Here is a 10,557-nt window from a genome sequence, read left to right on the forward strand (position 1 = left end):
CGCGGCGGCCCGTGCCCGCGCGTCCGCCCCCGCGGCGCGCGTTCCCCCGGGTGGGCGGTCAGGTGAGTACCCGGGAGCCGCCCACCGGGAGGTCCCACAGGTCCTCGCGGTTCAGGCCCGCCTGCCGCCACTGCGCGCGTACCCGGGTGAGCGGTTCGAGGACGGGCTCGGCGGAGAGCACGAACGTGCCCCAGTGCATGGGGGCCATGCGGCGGGCGCCCAGGTCCTGGGCCGCGCGCACCGCCTCCTCCGGGTCGCAGTGCACATCGCTGAGCCACCAGCGCGGGTCGTAGGCGCCGATGGGGAGCAGGGCGAGGTCGATGCCCGGGTAGCGGCGGCCGATCCGGGAGAACCAGTGGCCGTAGCCGGTGTCGCCCGCGAAGTAGACCCGCTGTCCGTCGGGGTCGGTGAGCACCCAGCCGCCCCACAGGCTGCGGCAGGTGTCGGTCAGGCGCCGCTTGGACCAGTGGTGGGCCGGCACGAAGTCGAAGCGGACACCGGACAGTTCCGCCGCCTCCCACCAGTCCAGCTCGGTCACGGTGGTGAACCGGCGGCGCCGGAACCAGCGGCCGAGCCCCGCCGGCACGAACACCGGGGTGGCGCGCGGGAGCCGGCGCAGCGTCGGGGCGTCCAGGTGGTCGTAGTGGTTGTGGCTGATCACCACGGCGTCGATCCGCGGCAGTGCGTGCCAGTCGACGCCCACCGGGGTGATGCGGGCCGGGGTGCCGAGGATACGGCGGGACCACACGGGGTCGGTGAGGACGGTCAGGCCGCCGATCCGGACCACCCAACTGGCGTGCCCCGCCCAGCTGACGGCGACCGTGCGGGCGTCGACGCGGGGCAGCGGGGCCGGTGCGTAGGGCAGCCGCGGGATGTCCTTCAGGCCGTCGGGAGCGGGCCGTACGGAGCCCTCGCGGGCGAAGCGGGCGAGGGCCTTGAGGCCGGGCAGGGGCGCGGTGAGCCGGTCGTGGAAGGTGCGTGGCCAGATCCGGGGCTCGCCCAGCGGGCGAGGTTCGGCGAGCGGCGGGAACGGGGGCGTGAAAACGGCCGGCGCGGTGGCGCCGGCCTTCCTGCTCGTCGTGGTCGTGATGGCTGACCCGGACTGCGGCGTCTGCTGCGTCATCGAGGAGGCTCCCATCGCTGAGCGTCGTCGCGGAGATCGTCGAAGACCGACTTCAAGGAGATCAACGCGCGTTGCACGTGTGGCAGTTCCAACGGCGCGGGTGACATGAGGCATTCCGTGCGTTCCTCGTCCGTGCCGGCCAGCAGCGGCCCGGTGGACAGCCGTACCCGCAGCGCCCCGAGGTCGTCGCCGAACCGGTGGCCGCCGGGCGCGGGCATGCCGAGCCGGGCGGTGAGGAAGTCCTCCAGTTCCTGTGCGTCGCCGACACCGTGCGCGCCCAGCGCATGGCGCAGCGGGCCGAGATCGACGTACAGGTGGCGTCCGGCCTGCGGCGGGCGGGCCACGGCGCCCGCCGCGACCACGGCGGCGTGCGCGGCGGCGGCCACGCGCGCGTGCAGGCGTACGGCGGCGGCGCGACGTACGGCGACCGGCTCCGGCTCGTCCAGCGCGTACGCGGCGGCGGCCGCGACCGGGCCGGCGACGGTGGCGCCGAGCGCGGTGAGCACGTCGAGCACGCGCGCGTGCAGTGCCTGCCCCGCCTGGCCGTCCGGGAAGCGGGCGACGGCGGCGGGCCAGCCCGGCGGCAGCAGGGCGCCCGCCAGGTCGGTGACGACGGTGACCCGGTCCGGCATCATCTCGGCCGGGCTGAGCAGCACGGTCCCGCGCGGGCCGTGCAGCGTGTCGCGCCAGGTCTCGTCGCTGATCAGGTGCAGTCCCTCGCCCTGTGCCGCCTCGACCGCCTCGTGCACCAGTTCGGGCGGGGCGACGGTGGCGGTCGGGTCGTCGGCGACGGAGAGCACGAGCAGCCGGGGGTCCCCGCCCTCCGCGCGAACCCGGCGGACCGTCTCCAGCAGGGCGGCCGAGTCCGGGACGCCGCCGCACTCGGCCGGCGTCGCCACATGGAACGCGGGCCGGCCCAGCAGGCGCGCGTACGGCGCCCACCAGGCGGCGCAGGGCCGCGGCACCAGCACGTCGCCCCCGAGCGCGGCGGTCAGCGCGAGCAGCAGGGACGGCGCTCCGGGCGCGGCGGCGACGCGGTCACGGCCGGCCGGCAGGCCGCGCCGCGTCCAGTAGCCGTCGGCCGCGTCGCGGAGCGCGGGCGCACCGCCGACCGGCTCTCCGGCGGCGTGGCGGGTGTGGGCGGCGAGCACGTCGGCGAGCGCGGGCAGGACGGGCAGCCCGTCGCCCGGCAGGGCCGGCCCGTACCGGACGGGGCCGTGGCCCTCGGGGTCCGTCCGCCGCATCTCCGCCTCCCCGCAGTCCGTGGTGCCGTGTGCTGCCGTCTGGTGCCGTGTGATGTCCGCAGCGGTCCGGTCCGTGCTCCTCTCCGACGTGCCCCCGGCCTCCGACGTGCCTCGGCGTCCGACGTGCCGCCTACGCTTGCCTCCGTCTACCCCGTCTTCCCCGTCATGTTCGCGTCGAGTCCGGTAGTTCGCGCGGGGCGTCAGCCGTCCGTGTCGGCTCTGCGGCGCCACAGCCGGTGCGCGGCCGCGCCGAACGCGCCCGCGATCAGCACGGAGCCGGCGGCCAGGGCCGGGACGGAATCGGTGAAGGCACCCCCTTCCCCCGCGTCTACGCCGTGCTGGGCGTCGGCCGGTTCGCAGGGGGCGCCTCCCCGCGGTTCGGTGCAGGTACGCCCGTCACCGCACGGCTCGGCGGCCCCGCACGCGTGCGTGCCGCCGTCGTGAGTCGTGCCGTCGTGCGTGCCAGCGCCGGGAGGGTCGGCGGGGTGCGTGCCACCCCCGTGTGTGTCCGTTCCGTGACCATCCGTGCCATGACCGTCTGTGCCATGACCGTCCGTGCCGGGCGGGTCTGTGCCGGGCGGGTCTGTGCCGGGCGGGTCTGTGCCGGGCGGGTCCGAGTACGGCGGGTCGGAACGCAGCGGATCCGTGTACGGCGACTCCGTACCGCGTGCGTCGGGCCGGCCCGTGCCGGAGATCCCGGCATCAGGGAGCCCGGCATCAGGACTCCCGGCGTCAGGGAGTCCGGCGTCGGGGAGTCCGGCGTCGGGGAGTCCGGCGTCGGGGACGCCTGGCCCGTCCCTGCCGGTGACACCGCTGCCGGTCCCGTCCCTGCCGGTGACGCCACTGCCGGTCCCGTCCGTACCTGCCCCGTCCCTGCCGGGGGCCTCGCCGGTCCGCTCGGGGCGGGCCGCGCCCTCCCGGGGCATGCCGGGCGCCGTGCTCGGCGCCCGCTGCCGCGTGCCGCTCTCGTCCGGGCAGTCCGCGCGGGGCGCCCCCGGCTCGTCCGGACCGGCCGCGGCGCGCATCCCCGTCGTGATGGGCGCGCTGTCGCGGGTGCCGGGGGTGCCGAGGATGTCCGGGGCGGCCCCGTCGGTGGACGCGGGGCACGGCACCGACACGGTGACCGTGTCACCGGGCCGGACGGGCCCCGGAGCGACCTCGGCGGCGGGAGCCGCGGACACGGCCGAGGGGGTGCCCGCGGCGAAGCCGGTCAGGGCGGCCACGGCGAGGACGCGGGCGGTGCGGCGCATGAGCTGGCTCCTTGGAAGCGACGGCTGCGGGAGCACGGCGGCCGGCTCCCGGCGGACGGAGCACGACGGTCGTGCCCCCACAGCCATCACAGCCCGCCGGGCGGCGCCCCGCGCGCGGCCGGACCCCATTAGCGGGATACGGGCCGCCGGGCGGGTGACGGCGCCGGTCGGCGCCGGTTCGGCCCCGAAACCGTGTGTCGGCCGTCGGTCCCCGGGTACGCGGTGCGCACCCCTTGAAAGACCTGGAGGGAGACATGCAGCGAGGCAGTGACCGTCTCAACGTCCACCGGGACGACGAGATGAAGCACGAGCTGAAGGGCCTGCTCAGGTCCGGGCACCCCACCCGCAGCGAGGAGTGGTACGACCCGGAGCCCACCGCCGAGGACGACCCGCAGATCTGGCGCGGCCCCGTGGTGCCGGGAAGGGGCCGCGGGACGTCGCTGGAGTCGGTGCGGCTGGAACTGGCCCGGCTCCTCGGGCGCGGCCTGTTCCCGGCCGGCCCGCGCGAGCTGTCGAACGCCCTGCGTCACGGGCGTGCGCCCGACGACCTGATCGAGGCGGTACGGCGGCTGCCGCGATCGGCACGTTACGCCAACGTCCAGGAGCTGGCCGAGGCGCTGACCGGCGAACGGCGCTGACGCGTCGTCACCCGCCGCGAGCGGTGCGCGCCGACTTGTGCCGCGCCGCTCAGGTGGCGGGGGTGCCGGGGGTCACCGTGCCCCCGCAGCCCCGCTCGCGCGCGCCCTCACGGGTGCGTCCCGCGGCGATGAGCCGGCGCGGGTTGCGGCGCAGATACTCGCCCTCGAGTTGCGCCATGCGCTCGTTGTGGGCGCGCAACGCGTCGTTCGATCCGTACAGCAGCGTGTCGTGGCGCGTGCGGTGGATCGTCTCCAGCTCCTTCATGAGCTGCTGGTCGTCCAGACGGTCCGCGTCGACTCCGGTCATGGTGTGCCCCGCTCGTCGTGTCTCACGTTCCTGAATCCACTGTACGAACATCCGGCCGGGCCGCCAGGGCTGACCTAGGGCAGACTGCGCCAGCACGGCGCTTGCGGCGAAGCGCTCAGCGGGCCCGTTGCACCCGCCGCTCGTCCCAGACCGGCTCCGGGGTCTCGCGTACCCGGCCGTCGCTGCCGAAGACCAGGTAGCGGTCGAAGGAGCGGGCGAACCAGCGGTCGTGGGTGACCGCCAGGACGGTGCCGTCGAAGGCCTCCAGGCCCTCCTGGAGCGCCTCGGCCGACTCCAGGTCGAGGTTGTCGGTGGGCTCGTCCAGCAGCAGCGCGGTGGCACCGGCCAGTTCCAGCAGCAGGATCTGGAACCGGGCCTGCTGGCCGCCGGAGAGCCGGTCGAAGGACTGCTCGGCCTGGTTCGTCAGCTCGTAGCGGCGCAGCCGGGACATGGCGGCGCCCCGGTCCTGGGAGTGTTCCTTCCACAGGATGTCCAGCAGGGAGCGGCCGGTCAGCTCCGGGTGTGCGTGGGTCTGGGCGAAGTGCCCGGGCACCACCCGAGCGCCCAGCTTCCACTCCCCGGTGTGCGCGACCTCGTCGCCGGCGAGCAGGCGCAGGAAGTGCGACTTGCCGGAACCGTTGGAGCCGAGCACGGCGACCCGTTCGCCGTAGAAGACCTCCAGGTCGAAGGGGTGCATCAGGCCGGTCAGCTCAAGTCCCGCGCAGGTCACGGCCCGTACGCCGGTACGGCCGCCCTTGAGCCGCATCCGGATGTCCTGCTCGCGCGGCGGCTCGGGCGGCGGCCCGGCCTCCTCGAACTTGCGCAGCCGGGTCTGGGCGGCCTGGTAGCGGGAGGCCAACTCATGGCTGATGCTGGCCGCCTGACGCAGATTCAGCACGAGTTTCTTCAGCTGTGCGTGTTTCTCGTCCCAGCGTCTGCGCAACTCCTCGAAGCGGGCGAAGCGTTCGCGCCGGGCCTCGTGGTAGGTGGCGAAGCCGCCGCCGTGCACCCAGGCGTCGGCGCCCGCCGGACCGGGTTCGACGGAGACGATCTTCTCGGCGGCGCGGGCGAGCAGTTCGCGGTCGTGGGAGACGAACAGGACCGTCTTGCGGGTCTCCCGCAGCCTCTCCTCCAGCCAGCGCTTGCCGGGCACGTCGAGGTAGTTGTCGGGCTCGTCGAGCAGCAGCACCTCGTCGGTGCCGCGCAGCAGCGCCTCCAGCACGAGCCGTTTCTGCTCGCCCCCGGACAGGGTGCGCACCTGCCGCCACTGGGCGCGTTCGTAGGGCACGCCGAGGGCGGCCGTGGTGCACATGTCCCACAGCGTCTCGGCCTCGTAGCCTCGCGCCTCGGCCCAGTCGGCGAGTGCCTGCGCGTACTGGAGCTGGGCTGCCTCGTCGTCGACGGTCATGAGCGCGTGCTCGGCCTCGTCGACGGCCCGCGCCGCCTCGCGGATGCGCGGCGGGGCGACGGACACCAGCAGGTCGCGTACGGTCGTCTCGTCCCGTACGGACCCCACGAACTGGCGCATCACGCCGAGGCCGCCGGTCACGGTGACGGTGCCCGCGTGCGGTTTCAGCTCGCCGGAGATCAGCCGGAGCAGGGTGGTCTTGCCCGCGCCGTTGGGGCCGGCCAGGGCGACGACGGCGCCCTCGCCGACCCGGAAGGACACGTCGCCGAGCAGCGCCCTCCCGTCGGGGAGGTGGTATTCGAGGTGCGCGGCTTCCAGATGTCCCATGGGGAGGAATTCTGCGGGCCGCCCCGGACCTGCGGCAAACCCTTATCGCGCGGCACCCCTACCACCCGGACCGGCTGACACGGCGGCCCCGGCCGACACGGCGGCCCCGGGCGGCACGACGGCCCGGCTAGCTCGGCGACCCCGGCAGCTCGACGGTCCCGACCGGCGCGGCAGCCCCGGGGGACGACGGCCCCGGCAGGCACGGCCTACGCCCCCGCCAGGCTCGACGGCCCCAAGCGGCTCGACGACCCCGGCTAGCGCGACGGTCCCGGGCGGCACGACGGCCCCGCTGCCACGGCCCCGGCCGGCACGGCGGCCCCGGCGGCTCGACGGTCCCGACTTGGCGCGGCAGCCCCGGGCGGCACGAAGGACCGGGCGGGCACGGCGACCCCGGCTAGCGCGACGGCCCCGAGCAGCTCGATCGGCCCCGGGCAAGTACGGCAGCCCCGGCTAGCGCGACGGTCACGAATGCCACGCCGACCCCGCGGGCGCGGCGACCTCGAGCGGCACGACGGCCCCGGCCGGCACGGCGGCCCGCTAGCTCGGCGACCCCAGCCGGCTCGGCGACCCCGGCGGCACGACGCTCTCGACCGGCGCGGCGGACCCGGGCGGCGCGGTGGTTCCGGAGGGCGCGGTGGTTCCGGGCTGCGTCGGCTGTGGTCGGCCGGTCGGTCCGCTCGCCCCGGCGGGCAGCACCAGCGCGCCCTCCCAGGACAGCACTTTCCAGCCGTCGTCCGGAGAGCCCTCCAGGACCACCACACCGGTGTTCTCCAGCGGGTGGGCGGCGACGAAGGGCACGTCCACGTTGTGGGCGCGGGCCGCGGTCCACATGCGGATCGCGGCGCCGTGGCTGACCATGGCGACCGTCGCGGCGCCGTCGGCGGCGGCCTCCGCGACCACCGCGTCGAACCGGGCCAGCGCCTCGGCTCCGGTCTCCGCGCCGGGCATGCGCAGCTCGGTGTCGCCGCCGGCCCAGGCGAACACCGTGGTCATGTACACCAGGCCCTGCTCGCTGTCGCCGGGAAGCATCTCCAGGTCGCCGGCGGACAGCTCACGGATGCCGTCCCGGACCCGGACGCCGAGGCCGCGGGCGGCGGCCAGCGGGGCGGCCGTCAGCTGGGTGCGGACCAGGGTGGAGGCGTAGACCGCCTCGATGTCCTCGTCGGCGAGCGCCTCGGGCAGGGCGGCGGCCTGTCCCTGCCCGAGGGGGGTGAGTCCCGGACCCGGCACGGCGGTGTCGAGCAGTCCCCCGACATTGGAGGGAGTCTGGCCGTGCCGGACCAGAAGCAGACGCATGCGGTGTTCCTCTCGGTTCCTCTCGCCCGATCGCACCGCCGACGGGCGGAAAACGACCGCTTCAGGGTACCCGCACCCGCATGAGCCCAGATGTCGACCTCACCGTTCCAAGGCCGGGCAGGACCGCCGTGTCGGCGTGGTTGCTCGACCTCGACCGCCGGCTGTTCGAGTCCGCCGCCGAGTCGCACTGGCCCGGCGCCCAGCGGATACTGCCGCGGCTGAGCCGGAGCGCGAACCACGGGGTGCTGTGGTGCGCGACGGCGGCGGCCGTGGCGGCGAGCCGTACCCCGCGGGCCCGGCGGGCCGCGGTCCGTGGCATCGCCTCGCTGGGGCTGGCCTCGCTGGCCATCAACACGATCGGCAAGCGCTCGGTGCGCCGCCCCCGTCCGCTGCTCGACCCGGTCCCGCTGGTGCGGCGGCTGAACCGGCAGCCGATCACCACGTCGTTCCCGTCCGGCCACGCCGCGTCGGCCGCCGCCTTCGCGGCCGGCGTCGCCCTGGAGTCCCCGGCCTGGGGCGCCGCCGTCGCCCCGCTGGCGTTCTCGGTCGCCGTGTCCCGGGTCTACACCGGTGTCCACTTCCCGAGCGACGTCCTCGCGGGTGCCGCGCTCGGCGCCGGGGCCGCGTTCGCCGTGCGGGGCCTGGTGCCGACCCGGGCCCAGCTCACCCCGCCCGCCCGGCCGCGTGCCGAGGTTCCGGCGCTGCCCGAGGGCGACGGCCTGGTGCTGGTCGCCAACGCCGGGGCGAGCACCGCGGACCGGGTGCGGGCGCTGCGCGACGCGCTGCCGCAGGCGGACGTCGTGATGTGCGAACCGGCGGACATCGAGGAGGAGTTGGCGAAGGCGGCGGCGCGGGCCCGGGTGCTCGGGGTGTGCGGCGGCGACGGCACGGTGAACGCGGCCGCCACCGCGGCCCTGCGGCACGGTCTGCCGCTGGCGGTGCTGCCGGGCGGGACGCTCAACCACTTCGCCTACGACCTGGGCGTGGAGGACGTGCGGGATCTCGCCGGTGCGGTCCGGCGGGGCGAGGCGGTGCGGGTGGACGTGGGCCGCTTCACCGCGGGCGAGCGGGCCGGCATCTTCCTCAACACGCTGAGCCTCGGCGTCTATCCGGAGCTGGTGCGGGAGCGGGACCGCTGGTCGCACCGGATCGGCGGCTGGCCGGCCGGGCTGCTCGCGGCCGTGCGGGTGCTGCGCGCGGACCGGCATCCGGTGACGGCCGAGATCGGCGGGCGCAGCCGCCCGTTGTGGCTGGTGTTCGCGGGGAACTGCCTGTACCACCGCAGGGGGCTGGCGTCAGGGCGCCGGCTCGACCTGGCGGACGGGCTGCTCGACGTCCGCGTGGTGCCGGGCGGCCGGCTGCCCGCCCTGCGGCTGCTCACCGCCGCCCTCGCCGGTCCGCTGACCCGCTCCTCGGCCCATGCGGCGGTGAAGGCCGGCCGGCTGCGGCTGGGCGGGGTCATGCCGGGCACGCTCCTCGCCTACGACGGCGAGGTGACCGAGGCGCGGGGCGGGCTGACGGTGGAGAAGCTGCCGCAAGCCCTGGCCGTCTACCGCCCGGCGCGCCGGCGCCGCTCGTCCCGCCCGCCCACGTCGTCCATATGATGAAACGCTGGTCTCATTATTCGGTTGGCGCGCGTACGGTGACGCGTACTGCGGACCGGGCCTGGCCCGGTGCGCCGGTACGAAGCGACGACGCGAAGGGGCAGAGCCATGCCGAAACCGCGGGAGACCGCCGTCTACACCCATGGGCACCACACATCGGTGCTGCGTTCGCACACCTGGCGGACCGCGGCCAACTCCGCGGCCTATCTGCTCGGTTCGATCAAGCCCCATATGAAGATCCTGGACATCGGCTGCGGCCCGGGGACGATCACCGCCGACCTGGCCGCGCTGGTCCCCGACGGGCATGTCACCGGCGTCGACCGGGCGCCGGATGTGCTGGACCTGGCCCGGGCCGCGGCCGCCGAACGCGGCCTGGGCAACATCGACTTCGCGGTGGCCGACGTACACGCGCTGGACTACCCGGACGACACGTTCTGCGTGGTCCACGCCCACCAGGTGCTGCAGCACGTCGGTGACCCGGTGCGGGCGCTGCGCGAGATGCACCGGGTCACCGCGCCCGGCGGGTTCATCGCCGTCCGCGACTCGGACTACGCGGCGATGACCTGGTATCCCGAACTGCCGGGCCTGGACGACTGGCTGGACCTGTACCGCCGGGTGGCCCGCGCCAACGGCGGCGAGCCGGACGCCGGGCGGCGCCTGAAGTCCTGGGCGCTGGCCGCGGGACTGCGGGACATCACGGCCACCTCCGCCACCTGGACGTTCAGCACGCCGCAGGAACGGGCGTGGTGGAGCGGGCTGTGGGCGGAGCGGACCGTCGCCTCGGCGTACGCCGAGCGGGCCGTCCAGGGCGGTCACGCGACCGAGGCCCAACTGCGCGCCGTGGCCGAGGCGTGGCGGGAGTGGGGAGAGCGCGAGGACGGCTGGTTCACGGCGCTGCACGCAGAAATCCTCTGCCGCAAGGAAGCCTGATCGGCGGATTTCGGGAAACCCGAAGAGCAGGAGGTTCGAATTATGGTTCCCGTTCTGCTCGTACTGCTTCTGGCCCTGATCCTGTTCGGCGCCGGATTCGCGGTGAAACTGCTCTGGTGGATCGCCCTGGCGGTGCTGGTCGTCTGGCTGCTGGGGTTCCTGGTCCGCGGCACGACCGCCGCGGGAGGCCGCGGCCGCTGGTATCGATGGTGAAACAAAATTACCGCCGGAATTCTGGTGCGCCACCGTGGTGAATTCCACGGAGGCGCAATCCGTCGGAGGAATTCGCAATCGTTCAGAGGAATTCCAGGACGCTCACAGGTAAGGCGCTGCCGAGCCGGGGGCCGGGGCCGAAGCCCCCGCCCCCCCCGCCGGGGCGCCCCCCCCCGCCCCCCCCCGGGCGCGCGTGACATGGGGGGGGGGGCAGCCC

Annotated in this window: 10 protein-coding genes; 4 read left to right on the forward strand and 6 right to left on the reverse strand. The window is 75.4% G+C overall.

Annotated features, from left to right (window positions below):
- Positions 1 to 58: 58 nt before the first annotated feature.
- The 3 genes from ABT245_RS31520 to ABT245_RS31530 form a co-directional block, all read right to left on the reverse strand.
- On the reverse strand, positions 59 to 1,123 hold the full coding sequence (locus tag ABT245_RS31520) for an MBL fold metallo-hydrolase (protein ID WP_351740098.1): 1,065 nt from the start codon (positions 1,121 to 1,123) through the stop codon (positions 59 to 61).
- Complete coding sequence (locus ABT245_RS31525) at positions 1,120 to 2,367, reverse strand: aminotransferase class I/II-fold pyridoxal phosphate-dependent enzyme (RefSeq protein WP_351740101.1); 1,248 nt, start codon at positions 2,365 to 2,367, stop codon at positions 1,120 to 1,122. Before ABT245_RS31525 ends, ABT245_RS31520 begins: the two co-directional genes overlap by 4 nt.
- Positions 2,368 to 2,567: 200 nt before the next feature.
- Positions 2,568 to 3,617, reverse strand: a complete 1,050-nt coding sequence (locus ABT245_RS31530) for a hypothetical protein (RefSeq protein ID WP_351740104.1) — start codon at positions 3,615 to 3,617, stop codon at positions 2,568 to 2,570.
- 254 nt (positions 3,618 to 3,871) lie between these two features.
- Here ABT245_RS31530 and ABT245_RS31535 point away from each other — a divergent pair, with 254 nt between their 5' ends.
- Positions 3,872 to 4,255 (forward strand): DUF2795 domain-containing protein, encoded by a 384-nt coding sequence (locus ABT245_RS31535; RefSeq protein ID WP_351740106.1) that lies wholly within the window; start codon positions 3,872 to 3,874, stop codon positions 4,253 to 4,255.
- 49 nt (positions 4,256 to 4,304) lie between these two features.
- Here ABT245_RS31535 and ABT245_RS31540 read toward each other — a convergent pair whose 3' ends face one another.
- The 3 genes from ABT245_RS31540 to ABT245_RS31550 all read right to left on the reverse strand — a co-directional run bounded on the left by ABT245_RS31540 (position 4,305) and on the right by ABT245_RS31550 (position 7,593).
- A complete protein-coding gene (locus tag ABT245_RS31540) occupies positions 4,305 to 4,562 on the reverse strand; it encodes a DUF6158 family protein (RefSeq protein ID WP_388714534.1) in 258 nt (85 codons plus the stop codon).
- A 115-nt stretch (positions 4,563 to 4,677) separates the two neighbouring features.
- The gene (locus tag ABT245_RS31545; protein WP_351740112.1) at positions 4,678 to 6,297 is read right to left on the reverse strand and encodes an ABC-F family ATP-binding cassette domain-containing protein; all 1,620 of its coding nucleotides are present in this window, start codon (positions 6,295 to 6,297) and stop codon (positions 4,678 to 4,680) included.
- 537 nt (positions 6,298 to 6,834) lie between these two features.
- On the reverse strand, positions 6,835 to 7,593 hold the full coding sequence (locus ABT245_RS31550) for a histidine phosphatase family protein (RefSeq protein WP_351740115.1): 759 nt from the start codon (positions 7,591 to 7,593) through the stop codon (positions 6,835 to 6,837).
- 80 nt (positions 7,594 to 7,673) lie between these two features.
- Between ABT245_RS31550 and ABT245_RS31555 the strand changes: the two genes are divergently transcribed.
- The 3 genes from ABT245_RS31555 (at position 7,674) to ABT245_RS31565 (ending at position 10,340) form a co-directional block, all read left to right on the forward strand.
- A complete protein-coding gene (locus ABT245_RS31555) occupies positions 7,674 to 9,197 on the forward strand; it encodes a bifunctional phosphatase PAP2/diacylglycerol kinase family protein (RefSeq protein WP_351740118.1) in 1,524 nt (507 codons plus the stop codon).
- A gap of 108 nt (positions 9,198 to 9,305) precedes the next feature.
- A complete protein-coding gene (locus ABT245_RS31560) occupies positions 9,306 to 10,127 on the forward strand; it encodes a class I SAM-dependent methyltransferase (RefSeq protein ID WP_351740121.1) in 822 nt (273 codons plus the stop codon).
- A gap of 42 nt (positions 10,128 to 10,169) precedes the next feature.
- Positions 10,170 to 10,340 (forward strand): hydrophobic protein, encoded by a 171-nt coding sequence (locus ABT245_RS31565; protein WP_351740123.1) that lies wholly within the window; start codon positions 10,170 to 10,172, stop codon positions 10,338 to 10,340.
- The last annotated feature ends 217 nt before the right edge of the window (positions 10,341 to 10,557 follow it).

The sequence above is a fragment of the Streptomyces sp. NPDC001508 genome, assembly GCF_040298665.1.
Lineage (GTDB): Bacteria > Actinomycetota > Actinomycetes > Streptomycetales > Streptomycetaceae > Streptomyces.

Excerpts from the sequence above, each read along its gene's own strand:
- ABT245_RS31520 (WP_351740098.1), bottom strand. The coding sequence starts at position 1,123 with ATGACGCAGCAGACGCCGCAGTCCGGGTCAGCCATCACGACCACGACG.
- ABT245_RS31525 (WP_351740101.1), bottom strand. The coding sequence starts at position 2,367 with ATGCGGCGGACGGACCCCGAGGGCCACGGCCCCGTCCGGTACGGGCCG.
- ABT245_RS31530 (WP_351740104.1), bottom strand. The coding sequence starts at position 3,617 with ATGCGCCGCACCGCCCGCGTCCTCGCCGTGGCCGCCCTGACCGGCTTC.
- ABT245_RS31535 (WP_351740106.1), top strand. The coding sequence starts at position 3,872 with ATGCAGCGAGGCAGTGACCGTCTCAACGTCCACCGGGACGACGAGATG.
- ABT245_RS31540 (WP_388714534.1), bottom strand. The coding sequence starts at position 4,562 with ATGACCGGAGTCGACGCGGACCGTCTGGACGACCAGCAGCTCATGAAG.
- ABT245_RS31545 (WP_351740112.1), bottom strand. The coding sequence starts at position 6,297 with ATGGGACATCTGGAAGCCGCGCACCTCGAATACCACCTCCCCGACGGG.
- ABT245_RS31550 (WP_351740115.1), bottom strand. The coding sequence starts at position 7,593 with ATGCGTCTGCTTCTGGTCCGGCACGGCCAGACTCCCTCCAATGTCGGG.
- ABT245_RS31555 (WP_351740118.1), top strand. The coding sequence starts at position 7,674 with ATGAGCCCAGATGTCGACCTCACCGTTCCAAGGCCGGGCAGGACCGCC.
- ABT245_RS31560 (WP_351740121.1), top strand. The coding sequence starts at position 9,306 with ATGCCGAAACCGCGGGAGACCGCCGTCTACACCCATGGGCACCACACA.
- ABT245_RS31565 (WP_351740123.1), top strand. The coding sequence starts at position 10,170 with ATGGTTCCCGTTCTGCTCGTACTGCTTCTGGCCCTGATCCTGTTCGGC.